This is a genomic window from Micromonospora sp. CNZ309, assembly GCF_002846525.1.
Genome location: NZ_PJNG01000001.1, coordinates 3,413,162 through 3,436,007, shown reverse-complemented (window position 1 = coordinate 3,436,007; position 22,846 = coordinate 3,413,162). Strand labels below are relative to the sequence as shown.

General features: G+C 72.0%; 21 protein-coding genes, 1 tRNA gene and 2 pseudogenes. 14 read left to right on the top strand and 10 right to left on the bottom strand.

Going from position 1 to position 22,846, the window contains the following annotated elements; translation table 11 throughout:
* Positions 1-8: 8 nt before the first annotated feature.
* Positions 9-80, top strand: a tRNA-Val gene (locus tag CLT72_RS13965).
* A 170-nt stretch (positions 81-250) separates the two neighbouring features.
* On the opposite strand, the pseudogene CLT72_RS32795 reads toward CLT72_RS13965, so the two are convergent.
* A pseudogene (locus CLT72_RS32795) lies at positions 251-412 on the bottom strand (tyrosine-type recombinase/integrase); the annotation flags it as partial.
* A gap of 20 nt (positions 413-432) precedes the next feature.
* Between CLT72_RS32795 and CLT72_RS13955 the strand changes: the two are divergent.
* Positions 433-894 (top strand): isochorismatase family protein, encoded by a 462-nt coding sequence (locus CLT72_RS13955; RefSeq protein WP_250100946.1) that lies wholly within the window; start codon positions 433-435, stop codon positions 892-894.
* Positions 895-1,576: 682 nt separating this feature from the next.
* On the opposite strand, the gene CLT72_RS13945 is transcribed toward CLT72_RS13955, so the two are convergent.
* A complete protein-coding gene (locus CLT72_RS13945; protein ID WP_101412189.1) occupies positions 1,577-2,599 on the bottom strand; it encodes a PDDEXK family nuclease in 1,023 nt (340 codons plus the stop codon).
* A 44-nt stretch (positions 2,600-2,643) separates the two neighbouring features.
* Here CLT72_RS13945 and CLT72_RS13940 point away from each other — a divergent pair, with 44 nt between their 5' ends.
* From CLT72_RS13940 to CLT72_RS13930, 3 genes are all read left to right on the top strand, one after another.
* A complete protein-coding gene (locus tag CLT72_RS13940) occupies positions 2,644-2,874 on the top strand; it encodes a hypothetical protein (RefSeq protein ID WP_101412187.1) in 231 nt (76 codons plus the stop codon).
* A 283-nt stretch (positions 2,875-3,157) separates the two neighbouring features.
* Complete coding sequence (locus CLT72_RS13935; protein WP_101412185.1) at positions 3,158-4,486, top strand: NAD(P)/FAD-dependent oxidoreductase; 1,329 nt, start codon at positions 3,158-3,160, stop codon at positions 4,484-4,486.
* Positions 4,487-4,509: 23 nt separating this feature from the next.
* Positions 4,510-6,063 carry an aminotransferase class I/II-fold pyridoxal phosphate-dependent enzyme gene (locus tag CLT72_RS13930; protein WP_350821159.1) on the top strand — a complete coding sequence of 518 codons (1,554 nt, stop codon included), beginning with the start codon at positions 4,510-4,512 and terminating at the stop codon, positions 6,061-6,063.
* 383 nt (positions 6,064-6,446) lie between these two features.
* Here CLT72_RS13930 and CLT72_RS13925 read toward each other — a convergent pair whose 3' ends face one another.
* The 4 genes from CLT72_RS13925 to CLT72_RS31940 all read right to left on the bottom strand — a co-directional run bounded on the left by CLT72_RS13925 (position 6,447) and on the right by CLT72_RS31940 (position 10,205).
* On the bottom strand, positions 6,447-7,010 hold the full coding sequence (locus CLT72_RS13925; RefSeq protein ID WP_101412181.1) for a dihydrofolate reductase family protein: 564 nt from the start codon (positions 7,008-7,010) through the stop codon (positions 6,447-6,449).
* Positions 7,011-7,394: 384 nt separating this feature from the next.
* Positions 7,395-7,946 carry a nucleotidyltransferase family protein gene (locus CLT72_RS13915; protein WP_250101012.1) on the bottom strand — a complete coding sequence of 184 codons (552 nt, stop codon included), beginning with the start codon at positions 7,944-7,946 and terminating at the stop codon, positions 7,395-7,397.
* A gap of 299 nt (positions 7,947-8,245) precedes the next feature.
* Positions 8,246-9,148 (bottom strand): aminoglycoside phosphotransferase family protein, encoded by a 903-nt coding sequence (locus tag CLT72_RS13910; protein WP_144082247.1) that lies wholly within the window; start codon positions 9,146-9,148, stop codon positions 8,246-8,248.
* Between the two features lie 184 nt (positions 9,149-9,332).
* Positions 9,333-10,205 (bottom strand): hypothetical protein, encoded by an 873-nt coding sequence (locus CLT72_RS31940; protein WP_158242030.1) that lies wholly within the window; start codon positions 10,203-10,205, stop codon positions 9,333-9,335.
* 133 nt (positions 10,206-10,338) lie between these two features.
* Between CLT72_RS31940 and CLT72_RS13900 the strand changes: the two genes are divergently transcribed.
* From CLT72_RS13900 to CLT72_RS13890, 3 genes are all read left to right on the top strand, one after another.
* A complete protein-coding gene (locus CLT72_RS13900; protein WP_158242029.1) occupies positions 10,339-12,117 on the top strand; it encodes a sigma-70 family RNA polymerase sigma factor in 1,779 nt (592 codons plus the stop codon).
* Between the two features lie 113 nt (positions 12,118-12,230).
* Entirely contained in the window at positions 12,231-12,698 is a 468-nt protein-coding gene (locus CLT72_RS13895; protein WP_157747048.1) for a GNAT family N-acetyltransferase, read from the top strand.
* 76 nt (positions 12,699-12,774) lie between these two features.
* Entirely contained in the window at positions 12,775-13,572 is a 798-nt protein-coding gene (locus tag CLT72_RS13890; RefSeq protein WP_101412167.1) for an alpha/beta fold hydrolase, read from the top strand.
* A 16-nt stretch (positions 13,573-13,588) separates the two neighbouring features.
* On the opposite strand, the gene CLT72_RS13885 is transcribed toward CLT72_RS13890, so the two are convergent.
* The gene (locus CLT72_RS13885; RefSeq protein WP_101412165.1) at positions 13,589-14,170 is read right to left on the bottom strand and encodes a dihydrofolate reductase family protein; all 582 of its coding nucleotides are present in this window, start codon (positions 14,168-14,170) and stop codon (positions 13,589-13,591) included.
* Between the two features lie 73 nt (positions 14,171-14,243).
* Here CLT72_RS13885 and CLT72_RS13880 point away from each other — a divergent pair, with 73 nt between their 5' ends.
* The 3 genes from CLT72_RS13880 to CLT72_RS13870 all read left to right on the top strand — a co-directional run bounded on the left by CLT72_RS13880 (position 14,244) and on the right by CLT72_RS13870 (position 16,535).
* Entirely contained in the window at positions 14,244-14,822 is a 579-nt protein-coding gene (locus tag CLT72_RS13880; RefSeq protein WP_101412163.1) for a TetR/AcrR family transcriptional regulator, read from the top strand.
* A gap of 21 nt (positions 14,823-14,843) precedes the next feature.
* Positions 14,844-15,320, top strand: coding sequence for a GNAT family N-acetyltransferase (locus CLT72_RS13875; RefSeq protein ID WP_144082245.1), 477 nt, complete (start codon positions 14,844-14,846; stop codon positions 15,318-15,320).
* A 69-nt stretch (positions 15,321-15,389) separates the two neighbouring features.
* Entirely contained in the window at positions 15,390-16,535 is a 1,146-nt protein-coding gene (locus CLT72_RS13870; protein ID WP_101412160.1) for a polysaccharide pyruvyl transferase family protein, read from the top strand.
* Between the two features lie 9 nt (positions 16,536-16,544).
* Here the strand turns inward: CLT72_RS13870 and CLT72_RS13865 are convergent, their stop codons facing one another.
* Positions 16,545-16,751, bottom strand: a complete 207-nt coding sequence (locus CLT72_RS13865; protein ID WP_088999060.1) for a hypothetical protein — start codon at positions 16,749-16,751, stop codon at positions 16,545-16,547.
* A gap of 83 nt (positions 16,752-16,834) precedes the next feature.
* On the opposite strand from CLT72_RS13865, the gene CLT72_RS13860 reads away from it, so the two are divergent.
* On the top strand, positions 16,835-17,356 hold the full coding sequence (locus tag CLT72_RS13860) for a DinB family protein (RefSeq protein ID WP_101412158.1): 522 nt from the start codon (positions 16,835-16,837) through the stop codon (positions 17,354-17,356).
* 33 nt (positions 17,357-17,389) lie between these two features.
* On the opposite strand, the gene CLT72_RS13855 is transcribed toward CLT72_RS13860, so the two are convergent.
* On the bottom strand, positions 17,390-18,262 hold the full coding sequence (locus tag CLT72_RS13855; RefSeq protein ID WP_101412156.1) for a PfkB family carbohydrate kinase: 873 nt from the start codon (positions 18,260-18,262) through the stop codon (positions 17,390-17,392).
* A gap of 139 nt (positions 18,263-18,401) precedes the next feature.
* On the opposite strand from CLT72_RS13855, the gene CLT72_RS13850 reads away from it, so the two are divergent.
* Both CLT72_RS13850 and CLT72_RS13845 read left to right on the top strand, forming a co-directional pair.
* Complete coding sequence (locus tag CLT72_RS13850) at positions 18,402-21,548, top strand: DEAD/DEAH box helicase (RefSeq protein ID WP_101412154.1); 3,147 nt, start codon at positions 18,402-18,404, stop codon at positions 21,546-21,548.
* Positions 21,545-22,569 (top strand): annotated as a pseudogene (locus CLT72_RS13845) (SWIM zinc finger family protein). The gene CLT72_RS13850 and the pseudogene CLT72_RS13845 overlap by 4 nt, the downstream one beginning before the upstream one ends.
* A gap of 19 nt (positions 22,570-22,588) precedes the next feature.
* Here the strand turns inward: CLT72_RS13845 and CLT72_RS13840 are convergent.
* On the bottom strand, positions 22,589-22,846 hold the full coding sequence (locus CLT72_RS13840; RefSeq protein WP_088999065.1) for a DUF3040 domain-containing protein: 258 nt from the start codon (positions 22,844-22,846) through the stop codon (positions 22,589-22,591).

The following is a 22,846-nucleotide window of genomic DNA, read 5'->3' as shown; positions in this document are numbered from 1 at the left end:
CGGGTTCCGGGCGCGTAGCTCAGTGGGAGAGCACTCGCCTTACAAGCGAGGGGTCGCAGGTTCGAAACCTGCCGCGCCCACACACTGACCAGCACACGAGCAGGGCACCGGATGACCGGTGCCCTGCGTCGTCTCGGTTCGTTCGCCAGAGCAGTCCGGCGACCGGCTCAGCGATGCCCGAGATGAGTTCCGGGGCGAGATGCTGATAGCGGGTCGTCATGGCCATCTGCGACCAACCCATCACCTCCATTGCCGCGCGGGTCGGCACGCCGAGGACCAAGAGCATGGTCGCGGCCGTCTGCCGCGCATCGTGCAGGCAGGCATCCCGTACGTTCGCCTCCTTCAGCGGCGCCTTCCACGTGTCGTGATCTCCGCGAGGATCGCTCGGTCTGCCGTTCGGCTGGGCGAACACCCAATCGCCTCATCCCAGACTTGGTCGAGCGCTGGCAGCATGGTGGCGGCGATGTGGTCTTCACTCGGTACTTCAACTATCCTGGCCCGTTTGAGTGCCTGATTCACTGGGCGAAGTACCAGACTGCTCCCGAAACGGATATCGTCACCGAGTTGCAACCGTATGCCGAGCAAGCTACGGCCATCGTGGATAAGCGCATCTACAGCCTCTTTGACGACCGAGGTGCGGAGGTTGTCGCCAAACGCGGTTGGACGGATCTGTGCGTGTGTGGCATTGCCACTGAAAGCTGTGTTCTCAAAACCGTTGTTGATGCCTTTGAGCGCAACCTGACGCCATGGCTTATTGAAGGCGCCTCTATCAGTCACGCTGGCCAGAAAGCCCATGACGCGGGCCTGCTGGTGGCTGAGCGCTTCGTTGGCCGTGGCCCCATCATCACGACAACCTCTCTGGATTCGCTCATGGCCGTATCGTCACCTGGCTGACGCCCATCCCGAACACCCTCTCAGGACGAATGTCAAGCTCCGCCAGCGGAACATTCGGCGGAGCTTGACATTCATAGAAGCGCCAGGTTGGCGTAACTATTGATTAACCACGCCATCCGTCCGGCACGGAGCCTTGCCGTACCTGGTAAGTACCGCTGCAGGTGCCATTGTCTGACCAGATGCGGATCGTGTCGACATCGTTGGCCCAGGTTCCGCCATTGGGGTGTGCGTAATCGCCAAGGTTGGCTCGGGTGTTGCGAGGAATGCAAATATAGCGGTCAGGGCTGGCGCCCGTGTCGAGCAACCATACTGAATCGTCGTTACGGGTGTTGACCACGGAATCTGCGCGATTCTGTAGGCTGCTCGACATGTTCTGGTAGTACGTGTCCTGATACTGGGCGAACTTGGTCCCAGTGTCGTATGCACCTTCGTATAGGCACACGTATGGGTAGGCGCAGTCTCGGTAGCTTGAGGCTTGAGCTGGCGCTGGTAGTGCGAATGCAAGCAGGGTGGCTGCCAGCGTGGCCAGCAAAGCTTTTTGTCGTACCACTTCGTCCCTTTCTCCCGAAGACCTGCATCTAGGCATCAGCATTTATGGAATGCGCAAAATAAACCGTCACCTACCTTTCTGTTCTTGAGATATAGATGTTATTAACTGGACGAAGTTATTTACTCAATCACTCTAGGTCAATGTGGATGTCAGATGCGCGACACTTCTGGCGCAGTCGGCCACACCGGCGATCCTCGCGCGTACCGCAGCGACAACCAGCCCACCACGCGGACGCCCGGGGCGAGTGGTGGGAGCGACATCAGTCCGAGCCAACAGCACGGACGCTGGCGGCGGAGCGCGCAGAGCATCACCGCTCAGCAGGCCTTCGACTGGCAGGAATCTCGAGCGTGGGATGGCGGCGCTGAGCTGTTGGGCGGTAATTCCCGCCTTGTGGAGAGCTGTCGCCATGGTGAGCACGGCCCAGCGCTTACGCAGAGGACGACTGCGGCCTTCGGGAGTGACGATCTCGTACTGGGTCCAGTCGCGGCCATCGGCACTGACTGCCCGGGCCTGGCTTTGCTTACGGCGGATCTGGACGGTCAGTTCGCCAGCCTCGGGCAGCGGGATGATCTGCTGCACGTCCAGCAGCAGCCTCTCGGCGACCTTGTACGGCGTGAGCTTCACGCAACGAATGTCAAGGCCGTACACGTCAGTCAGCCAGAGCACAGTCGTGGTGATCTCACGGTCAAACCCGGCAGCCACGAGTACCAGGCGTACTTCGCGGCTAAGCACCGTGTCCTCCCCGCCGGCCTCCTCGAGGAATTCCGCCAGTCTTGACCGGGCTTCGTCGACCGCCTCGGGTTCGACCTGGGCCAGATAGTGCTCGTGATGTTCGACGAGGTCGTCAAAGGTCATGACTGACACCATCGCGGCATACCGCAGCGCCTGAAGTTCCACGTGACCGCCGTCGTTGGTGCGCTTGAGCTCGATGACGACCAGTCGGCCACTGCGGTCGACTCCCAGGAGGTCGACACGGCGTCGAGCATCGGTGAAGGCTCCGAACTCCTCAGCCACGACCATCACGCCGTCGACGATCATGTCGATGCGCGCGCGAAGGAGTCGCTGCAGGTCAGCCCGCTCCAGCACTTGCTCCGCCGTGAAGGTCGTGGACGGCACAGGCTCCAGCACGTTGGACGTCATCTCGTACAGCGGCATCTGGTCATCATCGCAGTGACGGCGGCTCTGCTGGGAGGCCGCGCGTGACCACGCACGGTCCGGTGCTGCCGATCTGGAGCTGTGGTGGCTGCGATGCGCCTCGGCCCTGCCGCACGCGGCAGCGCGAGCTGCGTGCGGAGTTCGATGGCGCTCCGATCTCCCTGGCCCTCTACCTGGGGTGCCCAACTGGTGCGTGCTCCGAAGACCTGACCTCGGTGTCGACGGGGGCGCTGCATCAACGCTTCCTCGGCTGGCTGCGGGGAGAGGCCACCTGAGGAACGAGCATCCCAAGGTGCGCATCCAGCGCCTCGTCTGATGCCAGCAGCGCTGCGGGGGGCTCACTCCGAGCGGTTTCGATCCACTGTGGACATAAGCTACGCTCTCCGCCGTGCCTGCCGACTCGATCGGTACGTGCGGCGGAGGCAGCCACCGGCAACGGTGGTCGACGCCGCACGCAACCCCGGGTGACCTGCGCGATCCGCGAACCCCGGGGCCGCTCTCGGGTGGGTTTTCCGCCGTCGCCACCTGCGCCGCCACCGCCACATCGACGAAGGACCGATTCAGTTGTACGACGCGATCGTCATCGGCGCCCGCTGCTCGGGTGCGTCCACCGCCCTGTTGCTCGCCCGGCGTGGACACCGGGTGCTCGTGGTGGACCGCTCCTCGTTTCCCAGCGACGTCATCTCGACGCACTTCCTCTGGCCGCACGGGATGTCCTACCTGAACCGGTGGGGACTGCTGGACGAGGTCCTGGCGGTCACTCCGGCGCACACCACGGTCGAGGTGGTCAACGACGGCATCTCGCTGACCGGCTCGGTGCCGGCCGAGCTGCTGCGTGAGTACTTCCGGGACCTGCACGGCGACGACTCGGGCGTGGTGCAGAGCTATGCGTCCGTGCGGCGGCGGGTGCTCGACGAGATCCTGGTCGGCGCGGCCGCCAAGGCCGGTGCCGAGGTGCGAACCAACTTCACCGTTCGGGAGCTGATCGTCGAGAACGGGCAGGTCGTCGGTATCCGGGGGCGCGCGGTCGACGGAGAGCTGGTCGAAGAGCGGGCCCGGATCGTGGTCGGTGCCGACGGCCGGAACTCGTTCGTCGCCCGCACCCTCGCGTTGCCGAAGTACGACGAGCGGCCCCGCTGCACGTTCGCCTACTGGAGCTACTGGTCCGGCTTCGACCTGGGCCCGGCACAACTGCACCGGCGCGGCCGGTTGGCCTGCGCGGTGGCGCCGACCAACTTCGACCAGAACATGGTCCTGGTCTGGGGTCCGAGTGAGTGGTCGCGGGAGTTTCGCGCCGACGTGCCCGGCAACTACCAGAAGGCGCTGGACTTCGTCAGTCCGGAGCTGGGCGACGTGGTGCGCAGCAAGGGGACCAGGGAGGAACGCATCTACGGCACCCTGGACCAGTCGGCCTTCCTCCGGCCACTGCACGGGCCCGGATGGGTGCTCGTCGGTGACGCCGAGTCGGCCAAGGACCAGTGCACCGCGATCGGCATCACCCACGCCTTCCGCGACGCCGAGTTGGTCAGCGCCGCACTCGACCGGTGGCTCCGCGGTGACGCGTCGATCGACGAGGCGATGACCGCCTACGGGGACCGCCGCCGGAGCCAGAACGCCGCCGCCTACCACGACTACGTCTGCACCCTCGCCGAGATGCGTCCGTACCGGCACGACGAGTTGCAACTGTTCGTCGCGTTACGCGGCAACCAGCAGGAGACCGACCGGTTCATCGCCACCCACGCCGACGTCGCGCCGGTGTCGGAGTTCTTCCAGGCCTCCAACCTCTTCCTGCTCAACGACGCCGCGAAGGAGTCCTCCGCGGACCACGCGGTCTTCGAGGACTTCGCCGAGACCTCCCGCAGCTACCAGCAGAACCTCTTCGCCTGATGATCCACCAGGGAGACGACACCGTGACCACCGAGCTGGACCAGCGTGAAGACGGCGAACTGATCGGGATCATCCTCAAGGCGGCCCACTGCCGGGACTTCGAGACCATGACGCGTACCGCGACCGAGGTCTCCGAGATGACCCGCAACTGGGCCACCCACATCCCGTGGGACGACCTCGCGTCGCTCGAAGGCGCCGACGACGAGTTGGCCCAGGTGGTCGCCGACCTCACCGAGATGTGGGAGCCGGCCCACCTGCGCAACCCCGTCGACCCCGACGAGGAGTACGCCCTGGACAAGAACGCGTACGACTTCTACCGGCCCGCCGGCCGCAACCTGCTGACCCGCACCGAGGACTTCTACGGCTGGGTGCAGGCCCGTCGCCGCACGGAGACCTGGCAGTACTCCCGGGTGCTGGAGGCGGCACCGGACAGCGTCGCCCAGATCACCAACGACCTGGGCCGGCGGGCCCGGGGCATCAACTTCAACTCGCAGGACTACCTGTCGTTCAACACCCACCCGGCGATCCGGGAGGCGGCGGCCAAGGCGATGCACGACTACGGGCCGCACAGCGCCGGCTCGCCGATGGTGCTCGGCAACACCCGTATCTCCGACGATCTGGAGGCTGCCCTCGGCGACCTGGTCGGGCTCGACCACGTGACGCTCTTTCCGACCGGCTGGGCGGCCGGCTTCGGCGCGGTCGTCGGTCTGGTCCGGCAGTCCGACCACATCCTGATCGACCGGCTGGCCCACTCCTGCCTCCAGCAGGGGGCGCGGGCGGCCACCCGGAACGTGGTCCGCTACGAGCACCTCAACGTCGAGGCGGTACGCCGGCACCTGACCGAGATCCGGGCCACGGACACCCGCAACGGCATCCTGGTGGTCACCGACGGGCTCTTCTCGGTGGACGCGGACTGGCCGGACCTCGTCACCCTGCAACGCGTCTGCCGGGAACACGACGCCACGCTGCTGGTCGACGTGGCCCACGACCTCGGCTCGATGGGGCCCGGCGGCACGGGCGTGCTGGGGATGCAGGACCTGCTCGGCAGCGTCGACATCGTGATGGGCGCCTTCTCCAAGACGTTCTGCTCCAACGGTGGCTTCGTGGCCTCCAACTCGCCGGCGTTGAAGCAGTACATCAAGATGTTCGGCGGCTCGCACTTCTTCTCCAACGCGCTGTCGCCGGTGCAGACCGCGGTGGTGCGGGAGGCCACCAGGATCATCCGGTCGGCCGAGGGCGACGCGCTGCGGGCCCGGCTCTTCACCGCGATCCACGCCCTGCGCGACGAGCTGACCGGCCGGGGTCTGACCTGCATGGGTGAGCCGTCACCGATCGTGCCGCTACTGATCGGCAACGAGAAGCTGGCGCGGACGGCGAACCGCCTGCTCTTCGACCGGGGGGTGCTGGCATTCATGGTCGAGTTCCCGGTGACCCCGACCGGCTCGTCCCGGTTCCGGCTCCAGGTGCAGGCCGGGCACCGGCCCGAGGAGGCCCGCGAGGCGGCCCGGATCATCGAGGGCGCCATCGCCGATTCCCGGGCGTACCTCTCCAGCGCCTTCGGCAGCGCTCCCCGCTGAGGGACGTCTCGTAACTCGATGAGGGCGAGATGCCCGGCGCCCGGGCTGGACCGTCAGCCGGCAGATGCCCGTTGCGGTCGGTGAGCCGTTCGATGGGGTGATGCGGTGATCGGATCCCGGTACCGCCCACCATCGGAGTGACGCAGCAGGAGGCACCCTCGGATGAGGGTGCCTCCTGCTGATCGCTTCGCCTTCCGCGGAAGACGGCACTCACGAGATCTGGTTCGATCGCCCACACGAGGCCATCGTGATTGCTCGTACGTGAACTAGAACGGCCGCGGCAGTGCCGAGCGCCCTTCCGCTGACCAAAGGCGCCCTGACACGGCCCAGTCGTGAGCGCTACGCGTGTCAGGCAAGCGTCGGCGATCGGGCAGGGCTGTCATTCACTGTCCGAGAGGGCGGTAGCGGAGGTGTACGACGCCGTTCCGGAATCGGCGCTCATCGAGGAGCTCAAGGTCGGTGCGCATGCCTGTCGGCAGCCCTGGCTTGCCCCCGCCGACGACAACGGGCAGGACGAGCAGCCGGCACTCGTCGACCAGCCCAGCCTGGAAAGCCTGCGTCGCGAGGTTCGCACCTCCCACGGTGAGATCGCTGCCGGCCGCGGCCTTCAGTTCGCGTACTGCGGCGGGGTCGAAACGGCGTTCGAGTCGGGTGTCGGCAGTTGACACCGCGGCGAGCGTCGTGGAGTACACGACTTTGCTCGCCGCCTGCCAGGCGCTCGCGAAGTCGGCCATGAGGTCGGACTGCGCGGCCAGAGCGGCGTCGGTCTCCCAGACGGCCATCGCCTCGTACAGGCGTCGCCCGTAGAGACACGTGCCCACAGACCGCAGGAGGTCGGTGTGGAACGCGAACACCTCGTCGCCGATCAGGAACCAGTCGAACGCGCCCCGATCGTCCTCGATGTAGCCGTCAAGCGACACGTTCGTCACGTAGATGAGCTTGCCCATGCCGTTACCTCTCGATGGTCGATCGAACTAGATCCAGTCTCGGGCCGTCTCACCATTCCCCTCGTCCCGGGAGGCCAAGACCGACTGCCCTTACCTGTTCTACGAACGACCCGCGGCGGATCCGACACCGTGCCGGAAACGTTCTCAGACTCGCACCGCTCGGCCGTCAAGCACCCGTGCTCGTCGATTTCATGGCCTCCGTATCGGCGCGCCCTCATCGGGGGCCGGCCCGACAGGCCCTGGCGTGAAGAAGCGGACGATGTCGTCGGCTGCGGTGGGGGAGAGCATCATTGCCTGGACCCGTGCGGACATTTCGGCGATCGGCTGGATCCTGGCGAACATCGCCTCCTCGTACGATTCTGGACGGCATCACCTAACAACGCGCTACCAGATCTCTAGCCGCAGTCCGGCCCATCGGTCGAGCCATCCCTTGACCTCCACGCGGTGCTGTATTTTCGCGCGGCCCGCTGCGTTGTTGAAGGCTGGAGAGGGGCCGACGACCATTCCCACAAGGTCGGTCAGCCCGTGGCAGGACACCAGGCGAACGGAGTCACCCCGAAGAGTAACCGCGACGCACGTCGCCGTCTCGGGCCAGCGCGATATCGCGTCCAGGGTGGACGTGTAGGGCTCATCGCCATTGCGCAGATGCATCCGTGCCTGATTGCGGATCTCCCACGGCACCCCGGGCAGGGTCGCCATGGCCCGGGCTTCGGCGCGTGCGTCCTCGCGCGGGTCCAGCTCTTCCGGGTCGAAGTAGGCGACATCCACGTCGCGCTCCGGCGAGACCGGGAGGTTGCTGATCGCGTCCCAGACGCGGTTGCGTACGAAGCCGGCACCGATCCACCAGTCCGGTATTCCGAGGCCTGCCGTAGCCCGGAGGACTCTCATCGCTCCCGGGTCCGACTCGATCACGCCCACCACGTCCCGCGCGCTCATTACCACCCATGGACCCTACGGCGTGTTTCAGAGGTCGTGGGGGTCCGATCGCGGGGGAGACGCGTGATCTGTTAGACCACTGTCGCCGGAACGCTGATGCCTGAGAGGTATAAAGATGCCTGTGCGGTATCACCACCACAGACATCCGCTCAACTCGCGATCAGTGCGCTGAGGCGCACGCGCCGCCGGCTGGGCGCACGCGCCGCCGGCTGGGCGTACGCCGGCCACTGCCGCTCCCGCCTTGCGGCCGACACGCTGGACACCCGGCGGCGGGCGAGCCCCCGGGCTGGCGGTCGCGCTCACGCCAGCTCGGCGATCACCGCGCGGACCATCCGGCGACCGTGCTCGGCCATCCGGGGAAAGCTGTGCCGGTAGTAGTCGACGCCGGTCAACGACGGTGCGAGGGCCCAGCCGCAGGCGCGGCGCCAGGTGGCGTCGTCGTACCCGACCGCCTTGCGGTACGCGTCCCGGGCCGCGCCGGTGAAGGTCCAGAGGGCCGGCGCAACGTCCGGTGCCGGGTCGCCGACACCGAGTGCGCCGAAGTCGACGACCGCAACCAGTCGGCCGGCGTCGGTGATCAGGTTGCCCGGCTGGAGGTCGCCGTGGATCCACACGGGGGCCCGGTCCCAGTCGGGAGCGGCGAGGCAGGCCTCCCACGCGGCCTCGGCCTCGGCCACGTCGAAACCGTCGTCATGCTCGGCGAGGCGGGGCAGCACCCGGCGGACGCCCGCGTCGAGGTGACGCAGTGCGGATCCGCGGGAACCCGGTGGCTTGACCGGGCCCCCGGCGGCCTCCACCCGGTGCAGGGCCCCGACGAAGGCCGCGACCTCGCGGGCCAGGGGTACGTCGTCGCAGCCGAGCCGGGGCGGCGTGTCTCCCGGGATCCACGGCACCACCGTCCACCGCCACGGGTACTCCGCGCCCGGCTCACCGAGGTGCAGCGGAACGGGGATCCGTACGGGTAGGTGGGGCGCCAGCACGGGCAGCCATCGGGCGTCGGAGTCGGCCTGGTCGACCGCCGTGGCAATCTTGGGCATCCGGGCGACGAGGTCGCCGCCGATCCGGAACAGGACGTGGTCGGTGCCCTCCAACTCCCCGGCCAGGGCCGTCACGGGAAGGTCGGCCCACTGCGGGCACTGGGCCGCCACCAGGTGGCGCACCTGAGCGACGGTGGCGCGGACCTCGTCATCGTGGATGGGCACGACCGGCACGGTAATGCGGCGGGGCCGCGCGGTGCCAACCGATTAGCCTGGCCGGGCTCGTACCCGTTGTGGCGAAGGGCCACCACACGAGCGAGCCCGACCAGCCGGTCGCGGCAAGGCGTCGCAGTGCGAGCAGGCGAGCGCGACAGGGGGCCGCCGGAGTCGTCGGCGGCCCCCTGCCGGGTCAGCTCGCGCAGACGGCGTACGCGCGCACCTTCCAGTTGCTGCTGAAGCCGTCCTCGTCCTCCGCCGCCGAGACGGTGACGGTGGTCGACGTGGTGGCCCGCATCTGGGTCAGGCGCACCTGCCCGTCGCCGCCGAGGATCTCGCCGCCCACGCCGTGCACCCGCTTGCCGGCGGGGCAGGTGGCCGTGATCGACCGGGTGGCGGCGGAGCTGTAGACGCTGTCGTCGATCACGCGCTGCTCGCCGGGCAGCGGGTCGGCGCAGATCGCGACCGCGTCCAGCCACCAGCTGCCGGCGAATCCGGTGCCGTCCTCGGCACCGGCCACCACGACGCTGTTCTGGTGGATACGCAGGTCCTCCAGGACGACCTCGCTGTTCGCCGCCCCGACGACCGCGCCACCGACCCCGATGGCGTGCTTGCCGGCCGGACAGGGCTTCTCGAACCAGTTCGACGTGCCGAAGCTGGGCGCCGAACTGCCGGACACCATCACCAGGCCGGCCGGCGGCGTGGCGCAGATCGCGTTTGCCGTGACCGCCCAGTTGCCGCCGACGCCGTTCTCGTCCTCCCGGCCGGTCACCGAGTACGCGTCCCCGCCGATCAGCGGCCGCATGATGTCCATGCCGACCTGCCCGAGGCCGGAACCGGTGATCGCGCCACCGCCGCCGATGACCTTGGTGCCGGCCGGGCAGGTGGCGTTCTGCGTCTTCGCGCTGCTGTTGCTGGGGCCGGTCGTCGTCTTGATGCTCAGGCCGGGCACCGCCGCCACCGGCCCGGCGAGGGCGAGCTGGCCGAGTACGAGCGCGCTCAGCGCCGCCCCGCCCACGGTGGCCGTCCGACGCGCCCACCGGATGTGCTTCGATCCTTCTCGCATGGTGTCTTCCCTTCGGGTTGTTCGTCGCGATGACACCCGTAGGAGTCGGGGCGGGTCGGGATGCCAACAGAAACTCCGGAGAAAAAAATTCCGCCGCTTTACTGGACCCGTCGACGAGCAGCGAGGGACACGGATGGACACGGCGGCACAGGACGACTCCACACTGGTCGAGGCGCTGCGGCGCGGCGAGCGGGCCGGGCTGGAGGGCATGTACCGGCGCTACGCCGACCGGCTGTACACGTACGCCCGCACCATGCTGCGCGAGCCGGAGGCCGCCGCGGACGCCGTCCACGACGCGTTCCTCGCGGCCAGCCAGCGCATCGGGCAGCTCCGGGAGCCCGACCGGTTGCGCTCCTGGTTGTACGCGATCGTGCGCAACGAGTGCCTCCGGCAGCTTCGGGACCGGGCCCGGTCCCTGCCGCTGGAGGAGGCCGACGAACCGGCGGTCGACATCGCCGACCCGGGCACGGGCGTCAACGCCGCGCAGGTACGCGACCTGGTGCACACGGCGGTCGCCGCGCTGAACCCGGGCGACCGTGAGGTGGTCCACCTGGCCATCCGCCACGACCTGTCGTCCGCCGACATCGGCACGGCCCTCGGGGTGCCCACGAACCACGCGCACGCCCGCCTGTCGCGCGCCCGCTCGCAGCTCGAACGGGCGCTGGGGGCGCTGCTGGTGGCCCGCACCGGGGCCCGGGACTGCCCGACCCTCGCCGGCCTGATCGACGGCTGGCAGGGCCGGCTCACCCCGACGCTGCGCAAGCGGGTCTCCCGGCACATCGAGAGCTGCGCGGCGTGCGGGCTGCTGCGGCGGGAACAGCTCAGCCCGGCCGCGCTGCTGTCGGCGTACACGGCACCGGCCTTCCTGGTCACCGCCGACACGGTGTGGCCGCGACTGGCCGAGACCTGGGCGACCGGCGTCGGGGCCGATCCGGCGTCCGGCGCGGAGGCCGGCCCGGCGGGCGCGGTCACGGCCGACCCCTCGCTGGCCGATCCGACGCCGTCGGCCGATCCGGCCGATCCGACGCCGTCCGCCGATCCGACGCCGTCCGCCGATCCGACGCCGTCCGCCGATCCGACGCCGTCCGCCGATCCGACGCCGTCGGTCGATCCGGCGTCCTCGGGTGGTGTGGCGGCGGATCCGGACGGTGCGGTGGCGGCACGTGGTGCGGCGCATCCGGTGCGGGCGACCTCGCCTGCGAACCGCAAGCGGCACCGCCGACGGATGGCCGCGACCGTGGCGCTGCTGATCCTCCTCGCCGCGCTCGGGACCTGGGCGCTGGCACCCGGGCGCCCGACCGCCGCGCGGAACGCCTCGGGCCAGCCGGTGTCGCAGACGCGCCGGCCGGCGGCGGGCGATCCGGCGACGCCCGCCGCCGCGCCGCCGTCGGCCACGAGCGCCGGCACGCGGGCCGCCGAACCGTCGTCGGCCGGCGCCGCCGGTCCGACGCCCGGGACCGTGCTCACGCCGGGGAGCGGCGACGGGGCCGCCCGGACCGACGCGCCCGACGCGCCCGACGCGCCCGACGCGCTGCCGGGCGGCCCCGCGCCGTCGCCGACCGGGGCGCCGTCCAGGTCTCCGGCCGCGCCCCGGCCGACCGCCACACCGCAGGTCGCCGCGGCGTTCACGGTCTCCGCCACCGCCCACGTGCGCTGCGGCTCCGACACGTACACCCTCGTCGTGCAGGCCACCGGCACCGCCGCGCTCGGCGGCGCGGAGGTCCGCTGGACGCCCAGCGGAGGCAGGACGTCGGTCCGGGCGATGACGGTGGACGGGCCGGCCGCGCGGGTGAGTGTCGGGCGGCTGCGCGTACCGGCGCTGACCTGGTCGGTACGGGCGACGGCCGCGGACGGTCGCACGGCGCAGAGTCCGACCTACACGGTCACCGATCCGTGCGTACGGCCGGGCTGACCCGGCGCCGGCATGGACGTCGGCGGCGGATGAGTGCCGGTCGGGACCAGAACGTGAGTCCTGTTTGTCCTTACCGGACGGTCCGGGCCGGACGGCTGAAATACGGTGTCGGGGTGACGCTGAGACTTGAGTCGATGACCGTCGAGCAGTACCTCCGGTACCGGCAGCAGGCGGAGGCGAGCTACGCGCGGAACATCGCCGACTCCGGCGCGATGCCGGCGCCGGAGGCCGAGGCGAAGGCGCAGGAGGACTACGCGAAGCTGCTGCCCGACGGTCTGGCGACGCCGGGGCACCACTTCTGGACGGCCTACGACGGCGACGACGAGGTCGGCATGCTGTGGCTGCACGTCGAACAGAAGTCGGACGGCCCGCACGCCTTCGGCTACGACTTCGAGGTGCGGCCGGACCTGCGGCGCAGGGGTTACGGGCGGGCCATGCTCCAGGCCGTCGAACAGCGCTGCCGGGAGTGGGGGGTCCGCTCGATCGGCCTGAGCGTCTTCGGCTTCAACCTGCCGGCGCGCACGCTCTACGAGCAGATGGGCTTCGAGGCGACCGCCATCCAGATGCGCAAGCGGCTGTAGCCCGCCGGGTCCGTCACCACGGGCAGAAGCGCCCGGACGGCCTGCGGACGTCGTACGCCCGGGGTTGGATGGGGCCGTGAGCTACGCGGAGGTCCACGGGCTGCGCCTGTGGCACGAGGAGCACGGCAGCGGCCGTCCGCTGCTGTTGCTGCACGGCGGCTTCGGGTCGGTGGAGATGTTCGCGGCTGTCCTGCCGGCGCTGGCCGCGCGCCGACGGGTGATCGCGGTCGACCTCCAGGGCCACGGGCGCACCGCCGACGTGGACCGCCCGCTGCGCTACGAGTCGATGGCCGACGACGTCGCCGCGTTGATCGACCAGCTCGGCCTGGGCGAGGCCGACGTGCTGGGCTACTCGCTCGGCGGCGGCGTGGCGTTGCGTACGGCGATCCAGCACCCGGCGCTGGTCCGCCGGCTGGTCGTCGTCTCCGCGCCGTGCCGGCGGCAGGGCTGGTATCCGGAGGTGCTGGCGGGCATGCCCGAGCCCGACGAGGCGGCGGGCGAGCGGATGCGCGGCACCCCGCCGCACGAGCTCTACGCCCGCATCGCACCCCGGCCGGGGGACTGGGCGCGGCTCTGGGCGAGGACCGGCGAGCTGCTGCGGCGCGACTACGACTGGTCGGCCGAGGTGGCCGCCCTCACCGTTCCCACCCTGCTCGTCTTCGCCGACGGCGACTCGGTCAGCTGCGCGCACATGGTGGAGTTCTTCGGGCTGCTCGGCGGCGGCCACCGGGACGCCGGCTGGGACGGCACCGACCGGCCGGCGTCCCGGCTCGCCGTGCTGCCGGGGCTCACCCACTACGACATCGTCGCCTCGCCGGCGCTGCCCGCCGCCGTCCTGCCGTTCCTGACCCACCCGGTGTCGCCGCCCGGCTGAGGCCGACGTCGAACGGCTACGCGGCCTCGGCGGGGCGGGCGTAGTGGAGGATGACGACCCCGCTGTCGAACGGGCGGGTGTCGACCAGGTCGAACCGGCGCGGGTCGAACCCCCGGGCGGTGAGCGGGATGCCGCTGCCGACCACGTACGGATTGAGCTTGACGACCAGCTCGTCGACCTCGGGCAGGAGCTGGCCGGCGAGCTGGGCGCCGCCGCAGAGCCAGATGTCGCGGCCGGGTCGGCGCTTCAGCTCCCGGACGAAGTCCACCGGGTCGGTGGAGACGATCTCCACCTCCGGCTCGGCGGCCGGCGGCAGGGTGCGGGAGAAGACGTACTGCTTCAGGTGCGCGTACGGGCTCGTGACGCCCATCTTCAGCGCCGGGTCGTAGGTGGCCCGGCCCATCACCACCGCGTCGAATCGGCCCGTCGGCTCGTCGATGCCGAACTGCGGGTGGGCGAACGTCGGGAGCGTCTGGGACCAGTCGGCCGCCAGGTGGGCGGCCAGGTCGGGGTCCAGCGGGAAGAAGTCGTACGACCCGTCGGGGGCGGCGATGAAGCCGTCGAGGGTGCTGGCGACGTAGTACACGAGCTTGCGCAAACCGTTCCCCAATCACTACTGATGTCGTGGATGAATTTACTACACGCGTAGTGGTTGTTGCTACGGTGTTCTCATGGCGAGGAACGTGGAACGACGGGCGGCGCTGGCCGACGCGGGGTTGCGGGTGCTGGCGGCCACCGGGGCGCGGGGGCTCACCCACCGGGCGGTCGACGCCGAGGCGGGGGTGCCGACCGGCACCGCATCCAACTACTTCCGCTCCCGCGACGCGCTGCTCGGCGCCCTCGGCGAGCGGATCATGGAGCGGTTCGCCCCCGACGAGCAGGTCCTGGCCGAGCTGGGCGCCCGTGAGCCGTCGCTGGAGCTGTTCACCGACTACCTGCGCTACATCGTCGAGCGGACCACCCGGCAGCCCGACCTCACCCGGGCTCTGATCGAGCTGCGGCTGGAGGCGGCCCGCCGGCCCGACCTGGCCCGGATCCTCGGCGACACCCTGCGTCGGGGCTACCGCGACGACGTCGCGTTCCACCTCGCCTCCGGCTTACCGGGTGGCGCGTTCGAGGTCGCTCTGCTGCACTACGCCGTGGACGGGCTGCTGCTCGATCTGCTCGGCACGTCCATCGAGGCGGGATTCGACCCCGACGACGTGGTCGTGGCGTTCGCTTCCCGGCTGGTCGGCGGTGTCGACCGGTGATTCCGACGCAGGGGAGGCGTGGTGGAACTGGTGCCGATGACGGCCGAGGAGTTCGCTCGGGTGCGGGAGCCGCTCGTGCGCTCGTACGCCGAGGCGATGACGGCCGACCGCGGCCTGCCCCCGGCCGCGGCCCTGGAACGGGCCACCACCCAGCTGCGCGAACAGCTCCCCGACGGGGTCGACTCCGCCGGCGCCCTGCTGCGCACCGCCCGGGTCGGCGACGTCGAGGTGGGGTGGATCTGGGTCGGGCTCCCCGGTGGCCCTGCCGGCCCCCACACCGCGTGGCTCAACAACATTGAGGTGCATCCCGGACACCGCAGACAGGGGTACGGGCGGCGGATGATCCAGCTCGTCGAGGCGGAACTCGCTACCCTCGGCGTGCCGGAACTGGGCCTGAACGTCTTCGGGTCCAACACCGGGGCCATCCACCTCTACCGCAGCCTCGGCTACCGGGTGGCCGCCCAGCAGATGACGAAGCGGCTGAAACCGGCCGGCTGAGCCGCGTCAGGAGTGTTCCTCCGCCCAGCGGGAAACCCACCGCGTCACGCACCTGGGGAGGAGCGACGGATGACGCATGGCGGCGGACTGACCATCGGTGTGCTCGGCTCGTACGGCGGTCGCAACCTCGGTGACGAGGCGATCCTGAGCGGCCTCCTGACCGACCTTCGCGAGCAGGAGCCGAACGGACGGATCATCGTCTTCTCCCGCAACCCCGAGCACACCCGCATCGCCCACCCCGACGTGGAGGCGGTGCCCTGGGAGGGCGTCAGCCGGACCGACTCGGCGCTCGTACTGGCCCAGCTCGACGTGCTGATCCTCGGCGGTGGCGGCATCCTCTACGACCGGGAGGCCCGCCGCTACCTGCGGGTGGTCCGGGTCGCCCAGGAGCGGGGCCTGCCGCTGCTGACGTACGCGGTGGGGGTCGGGCCGCTGAGCGAGGGCGTGGACACCGGCATGGTGCGGGAGACCCTGGCCAGCGCCACCCAGGTGACCGTACGCGACCAGGAGTCCCGGATGATGCTGGAGGAGGCCGGGCTGCTCAACCCGATCACCGTGACCGCCGATCCGGCGTTCCTGATCGAGCCCGAGGACTTCCCGGCGGAGCTGCTGCGCGAGGAGGGCGTGCCGGCCGGCAAGCGGCTGGTCGGGATGAGCGTACGGGAGCCGGGCCGGGCCGCCGAGCGGCTCGACGTCGACGGCTACCACCGCCTGCTCGCCCAGATCGGCGACTTCCTGGTGCACCGGATCGACGCCTACGTGCTCTTCGTCCCGATGGAGCGCGACGACATCCGGCACTCGCACGGCGTCCTGTCGCACATGGTCGCCGCCGAGCGGGGCCGGATCCTGCACGGCACCTACTCGCCCCAGCAGGTGCTCGGGCTGATGCGCCACTTCGACCTGGCCGTGGGCATGCGGCTGCACTTCCTGATCTTCGCCGCGATGGCCGGCACGCCGTTCCTGCCCCTGCCGTACGCCGGCAAGGTCTTCGACCTGGCCCAGCGGCTCGGGGTGCCGGCGCTGCGCGGCGTGGAGCGGGAGGTCGAGGGGCCGCTCCTGGCCGAGGTCGACCGGCTCTGGGACGAGCGGGACAAGCGGGGGGAGGCCACCGCCCGCCGGGTGGCCGAGGTGTGCGACGAGGCCCGGGGGACCTCGCAGGTCACCCGCTCCGTGCTGGACAGCCTGCGGGCGCGCAGGCTGACCCCGACGGCCTGACCCGCCGGCTCAGACCGCCGGTCCGCGCCAGCGGTAGCACCACCGGTCGGCGTCGACGTCCACGGACTCCAGCTCGTAGATCTCCGCCTCGGCCAGCCCCTTCGCACCGAGGTGGTGATGCGTCAGCGGCGGACGGCCGTTGGGGTCCAGTTCCACGGTGACGGTCTCGCCGTCGGCCACGCCACCCACCAGGGGGATCTCTGCCGTTGATGCCATGCGCCCATCCTGCCCCGACCGGGGAGAGCCCGCAGGGGATAGCGGGGCAGCGGGCCGGGACGCCCCGGCACTAGGGTCTGTGGATGGCGGAGATAGCGATCGATCCCACTCTCGGCCCCGTGCTGGCCCGCACCGGCGACGAGCGGGCCGTGCTCGAGTCGTTCCTCGACTTCCACCGGGGGGTGCTGCTGCGCAAGCTGCGCGGGCTCTCCGACGCCGACGCGGCCCGCCGGCTGGTGCCCTCGACCACCACCGTCGCCGGCCTCGTCAGACACCTGACGATGGTCGAACGGAACTGGTTTCCGTGCCTGCTGGCCCCCGGCCCGGGCGACGTCTACCTCACCTCCGAGGAGGACGCGCTGGCCAGCTTCACGCTCACCGACGACGACACCGTCGAGCGGCTCGCCGCCGCGTACGAGCAGGCCTGCGCCCGGTCCCGGGAGGTCGCCGGCCGGTTCGACCTCGACCACGTCGTGCCGCACCCGCAGCTCGGCGAGGTGTCGCTGCGCTGGATCCTGGTGCACATGATCGAGGAGACCGCCCGGCACGCCGGGCACGCCGACATCCTCCGCGAGCTGACCGACGGCGCCACCGGCGCGCTCTGACCGCCGCACCGGTCCCGCCGCCGGCCTGCGGCGTCAGCGACCCGGCAGCAGGCCGGGCGGATACTCCATGCCGTCATGGGTGCAGGCCGCCGCGGCGACCCGGGCCGCGTACGCCGCCGCGTCCGTCAACGCCGTGCCGCGCAGCCGCCCGGCGATCACGCCCGCCGCGAAGGCGTCCCCCGCGCCGTTCGTGTCGACGACCGGCGCTGGCGGCGCGGCGGCGGGCACCGGCGTCGGGTCGCCCGCACCGTGGTGCACCTCGGCGCCGTCCGCGCCCCGGGTCACCAGCACCGTACGCGGAGCCAGGGCGGTGGCGAGCGCGCCGGCCCCCGCGCCCAGCCGGACACCACTGACGAAGACGAGATCGGCCACCTCGGCGAAGGGCCGATGGTAGGCGTTCGCCCCGTCCCAGTCGTGCAGGTCGGTGGAGAGGGCGACCCCGTCGGGCAGCGCGGCGCGCAGGGCGGGCAGCAGGGGCAGCGTCCAATCCATGATCGACAGGTGGACGTGGGTCGCCCGCCCGGCCAGCGCGGTCACCTCGCCCGCCGGGAACGGGGGCGGTCCCTGCCAGGGGCGCGGGTCGTAGAGCGACATGCGCCGTCCGGCCGGGTCGACCAGGTTCACCGACCGCCGGGTGCCGGCCGGGGCGTCGCCCAGCACGGCGTGCACGCCGGTGCGGGCCAGCGCGGCCCGGACCACGTCACCGGCCGTGTCGGCGCCGACGACGTCGACCACCGCCACCCGCAGCCCGAGCGCGTGCGCCGCGAGCGCCACCCCGGCGCCGGTGTTGCCGATCCGCAGGTCGATCGGGTCGACGGGGACGGAGTCGGCGGCCGGCAGCGGGATCGCGGGCACCCGCACCCGCACGTCGACGCCGAGACCGCCGATCACGAGGAGGTCGTACACGCGCCGACCCTAGCCCGTCGGTGCACCACGGGCCCCGGTCTGCCGGCCGCCGCCAATCGGGCGGCCCGTCGGTGCGCTGGTCGGGGCCGCCGGGGCCGGACCGATATCCTCGCCGGGGTCGTCGCGAGGAGGGGAACGCGTGCTGGTCGTCCACGGGGTCTGGCGCTGCGGCGTCGGGCTCGTCGTCTGGGCCGAGGACAGCACGCTGCCGGTCCACGCGTCGCGCCGTCCGGGCCGGGCGCCCCGGGAACGGCCGCACCCGTTCGCCGCCGACCACGCCACGCTCGCCGCCGCGCTGGCCGCGTCGGCCGAGCCGACCGACCTCGGCACGGCCCTGCTCACCCTGCCCACCCGGGTCGGCGCGCCGCTGGACTCGCCGGAACTCGTCCGTCCCGAGGTCGCCGGGGCGGCCCGCGGGGCGGTCACCCTCGCCGGGTGGCGGGTCCCCGTCCTGCGGTACGCCCCCGACGCCGCCCTGCCCCTGCTGCGCGGCCTCGACGCGCTGGCCGCCGTGCCGGGCGCGACCCTGCGCCACCTCGCCGAACTCGCCGACTTCGCGGTGGACCTGACGGCCCGGGGCCGGGTCCTGCCGGGCCTCACCGAGCCGTCGCAGGAGCGCGGGGACCGGGGGGTCACCGCCCGGGCGGTGTGGCGACCGCTGCTGACCGGCACGGACGCCGCGTGGGCCCGGGCGCTGGCGCTGGCCCTGCCCCCGGCCGCCCGCGCCGCCACCGGCCCCGACGCGCCGGGCCGTCCCGGCGCCGCCGCCGGCACGGGCAGGCCTTACGGGCCGGACACCGCGCCGGGCGCGCTGGTCGCCGACGCGCTCGACGCGCTCGCCGACGCCGCCGTCCGGGCCGCCCTGGCGGAGACCGCGTTGGCCCGGGGCGTACGCCCGAACGGCGCCGTGCCGGCCTGGCTGGCCGCGCTCACCGGGCCGGTGCGGGAGTTCGCCGCCGACCCGGCCGGGCTGGACACCCTCCGCGCGGAGCTGGACGCCTGGCAGCGCGACGCGGCCGGCGGCGCGGTGCGGGCGAGCTTCCGCCTGGTCGAGCCCCCGGCCGACGAGGTCACCGAGCCGGTCGTCGTGGTGCCCGCCGACGCGGCGGCGACGGTCGCGACGAGCGGCCCGTGGCGGGTCGAGTTCGGCCTCCAGGCCGCCGACGAGCCGAGCCTGCACGTGGACGCCGGGCAGGTGTGGCGGGCGCCGGGGACCGTCGCCGGGCTGGCCGGTCGCGGCGACGACCCGCAGGAGACGCTGCTGGCCGAGCTGGGCCGCGCCAGCCGGCTCTGGCCGGAGCTGGACACCGCCCTGCGTACGGCCACCCCGCAGGCCCTGGAGCTGGACGTCGAGGGGGCGCACCGGTTCCTGCGCGAGGGTGCCCCGGTGCTGCACGCCGCCGGGTTCGCCGTGCTGCTGCCCTCCTGGTGGCGGCGCCCGTCGGCCCGGCTCGGCGCCCGGTTGCAGGCCCGCAGCCGGACCGCCCCGGGCACCGTCGCCACCACCACCGGCGGCGTCGGGCTGGACGCCCTCGTCGACTACCGCTGGGAGGTGTCCCTCGGCGACCAGCCGCTCACGGCCGAGGAGCTGGCGTCGCTGGCCGCGCTGAAGACGCCGCTGGTGCGGCTGCGCGGGCGGTGGGTGGAACTCGACCCGAAGCGGCTCGCCGCCGGCCTGCGGCTGCTCCGCTCCTCCGGCGAGCTGACCGTCGCCGACCTGCTGCGGCTCGGCCTGACCGACGCCGAGCAGCCGGACGCGCTGCCCGTGCTGGAGGTCGCCGCCGACGGCGCGCTGGGCGACCTGCTCGCCGGGGCGGTGGAGCGGCGGCTCGCCCCGCTGGACCCGCCGCCGGCGTTCCACGGCACGCTGCGGCCGTACCAGCGGCGGGGGTTGGCCTGGCTGGCGTTCCTCCAGTCGCTGGGGCTCGGCGGGGTGCTCGCCGACGACATGGGGCTGGGCAAGACGGTGCAGCTGCTGGCCCTGCTCGCCGCAGACCCGCCGGACGCCGGGCCGACCCTGCTGGTCTGCCCGATGTCGCTGGTCGGCAACTGGCAGCGCGAGGCGGCGCGGTTCACGCCGGGGCTGCGCGTACACGTGCACCACGGCGCGGAACGGGCGCGGGGCGAGGCGTTCGCCACGGCCGTGCACGGCGCGGACCTGGTCCTCACCACCTATTCCGTCGCGGCCCGCGACGCGGTCGACCTGGCCGGCATCGACTGGCGGCGGGTGGTCGTCGACGAGGCCCAGGCCATCAAGAACGCCGCCACCCGGCAGGCCGAGGCGGTCCGCGCGCTGCCGGCCCGGCACCGGATCGCCGTCACGGGCACGCCGGTGGAGAACCGGCTGGCGGACCTCTGGTCGATCATGCAGTTCGCCAACCCGGGCCTGCTGGGACCGGCGGCGACCTTCCGCAAGAAGTACGCCGAGCCGATCGAGCGGCACGGCGACGCCGAGGCGGCCGAGCGGCTGCGCCGGATCACCGGCCCGTTCGTGCTGCGCCGCCTCAAGACCGACTCCTCGATCATCTCGGACCTGCCGGAGAAGCTGGAGATGGAGGTGCTCTGCAACCTCACCGCGGAGCAGGCCTCGCTCTACCGGGCGATCGTCGACGACATGCTGGCGCGCATCGAATCCAGCGACGGCATCGAGCGCAGGGGCCTCGTGCTCGCCGCCATGACCCGCCTCAAGCAGGTCTGCAACCATCCCGCGCAACTGCTGCGCGACGGCTCGTCCCTGCCCGGGCGCTCCGGCAAGCTGGCCCGCCTGGAGGAGATCCTGGAGGAGGTCCTCGCGGCGGGGGAGCGGGCCCTGCTCTTCACCCAGTACGCCGAGTTCGGCGGCATGCTGCGCGGGCACCTGTCGGCCCGCTTCGGCCGGGAGGTGCTCTTCCTGCACGGCGGCGTCGGCAAGGCCGACCGGGACGCCATGGTCACCCGCTTCCAGTCCCCGCGCGGGCCGGCGATCTTCGTCCTGTCCCTGAAGGCCGGCGGCACCGGGCTCACCCTCACCGAGGCCAACCACGTGGTGCACGTCGACCGGTGGTGGAACCCCGCCGTCGAGGACCAGGCCACCGACCGGGCCTTCCGCATCGGCCAGCGGCGCCGGGTGCAGGTCCGCAAGTTCGTCTGCGCCGGCACGGTCGAGGAGAAGGTCGCGGCGCTCATCGCCGACAAGCGCAGCCTCGCCGCCTCGGTCGTCGGCACCGGCGAACAGTGGGTCACCGAGCTGTCCACGACGCAGCTGCGTGAGCTGTTCACGTTGGAGGCCGGGGCGGTGGTGGAGTGAGCGGGCAACCGGCGGAGGGCAGTGGGGCGAGCGGCCGCTTCGCCGACTACGGCCCGCCGCGCCGGGTCGACGGCGGCCTGAGGGCACGCAGCACCCGGGGCGCCATCGGCCGGTCCTGGTGGTCGCGGCGCTTCCTGGAGGTGCTGGAGTCCTTCGCCCTGGGCACCCGGCTGACGCGCGGCCGGTCGTACGCGCGGGCCGGCCAGGTGATCCGCCTGGACGTCGCCCCCGGCGCCGTCCACGCCGAGGTGCAGGGCTCGCGCGCGCAGCCGTACGAGGTGAGCATCGCCCTGCCGCCGTTCCCGGAGGCGCTGTGGGCCCGCGTCGAGGCGGAGCTGGCCGCCCAGGCGTTCTTCAGCGCCCGGCTGCTCGCCGGCGACCTGCCCCCGGAACTGGAGGAGCTGTTCGCGGCGGCCGGCGCCCCACTCTTCCCCGCCGGCGTGGCGGAGCTGCGTCAGCGGTGCAGCTGCCCCGACTTCGCCGTGCCCTGCAAGCATCTCGCGGCCACGTTCTACCTGCTCGCCGAGGCGTTCGACGCCGACCCGTTCCGGCTGCTGCACTGGCGGGGCCGCAGCCGGACGCAGCTGCTCGACCGGCTGCGCGTCCTGCGCGCCGGCGCCGCAGTCGTCGACGACCGGCCGGAGGCGAACGGTGCCCGCCCCCGGCCGCGCCGTCCGCGACGGACGGCCTCGTGCCGCCGACCCCACCGTCCACGGCGGACGGTGCCGCATCCGGTGCCGGGCACCGCGGTGTGGACCGGGCCGGACCGGACGCCGGCCGGGACACGGTGGACGTCCCGCCGGTCGGGGCGGCCCGGGCGCTCGCCGGCCTGCCGGCGGCACCGCTGGCCGAGGCGGTCGACCGGTTCTGGCTGCCGCCGGTCCCGCTACCCGACCGGCCACCCAGCCTGTCGACCGGGCCGGACCTGCTGCTGCGGCAGCTCGGCGCGCCGGCCCCCGCCATCGGCGGGCCCGGCCTGGTCGAGCGGCTGCGGCGGGCGTACCGGCTCCTCGCCCGGTGAGGGCGTACGGGACCCCGGTTCACAGCCAGCGGCGGCGGAACCGCCACATCAGTGCCGCGTTGGCCACCAGGACCACCGCGCAGACGGCCCCGGCCAGCCGCCCGGCCAACACGGTCGTCGCCGGCAGCGAGGCCCACAGCACGATCGTCAACAGCATCAGCCATCGGCCGCGACGGGCCCGCGCCCGGTTGTCGAGCCGGGCGAAGAACGCCGGATCACTCTCCCGGAGCTGACGGGTGATCTGCTCGAACCTGCGCTGATCCTCTTTGCTGAGCAT

Excerpts from the sequence above, each read along its gene's own strand:
- CLT72_RS13945 (WP_101412189.1), bottom strand. The coding sequence starts at position 2,599 with ATGCCGCTGTACGAGATGACGTCCAACGTGCTGGAGCCTGTGCCGTCC.
- CLT72_RS13925 (WP_101412181.1), bottom strand. The coding sequence starts at position 7,010 with ATGGGCAAGCTCATCTACGTGACGAACGTGTCGCTTGACGGCTACATC.
- CLT72_RS13915 (WP_250101012.1), bottom strand. The coding sequence starts at position 7,946 with ATGAGCGCGCGGGACGTGGTGGGCGTGATCGAGTCGGACCCGGGAGCG.
- CLT72_RS31940 (WP_158242030.1), bottom strand. The coding sequence starts at position 10,205 with ATGCGAGAAGGATCGAAGCACATCCGGTGGGCGCGTCGGACGGCCACC.
- CLT72_RS13860 (WP_101412158.1), top strand. The coding sequence starts at position 16,835 with ATGGCGGAGATAGCGATCGATCCCACTCTCGGCCCCGTGCTGGCCCGC.
- CLT72_RS13870 (WP_101412160.1), top strand. The coding sequence starts at position 15,390 with ATGACGCATGGCGGCGGACTGACCATCGGTGTGCTCGGCTCGTACGGC.
- CLT72_RS13880 (WP_101412163.1), top strand. The coding sequence starts at position 14,244 with ATGGCGAGGAACGTGGAACGACGGGCGGCGCTGGCCGACGCGGGGTTG.
- CLT72_RS13840 (WP_088999065.1), bottom strand. The coding sequence starts at position 22,846 with ATGCTCAGCAAAGAGGATCAGCGCAGGTTCGAGCAGATCACCCGTCAG.
- CLT72_RS13900 (WP_158242029.1), top strand. The coding sequence starts at position 10,339 with ATGGACACGGCGGCACAGGACGACTCCACACTGGTCGAGGCGCTGCGG.
- CLT72_RS13865 (WP_088999060.1), bottom strand. The coding sequence starts at position 16,751 with ATGGCATCAACGGCAGAGATCCCCCTGGTGGGTGGCGTGGCCGACGGC.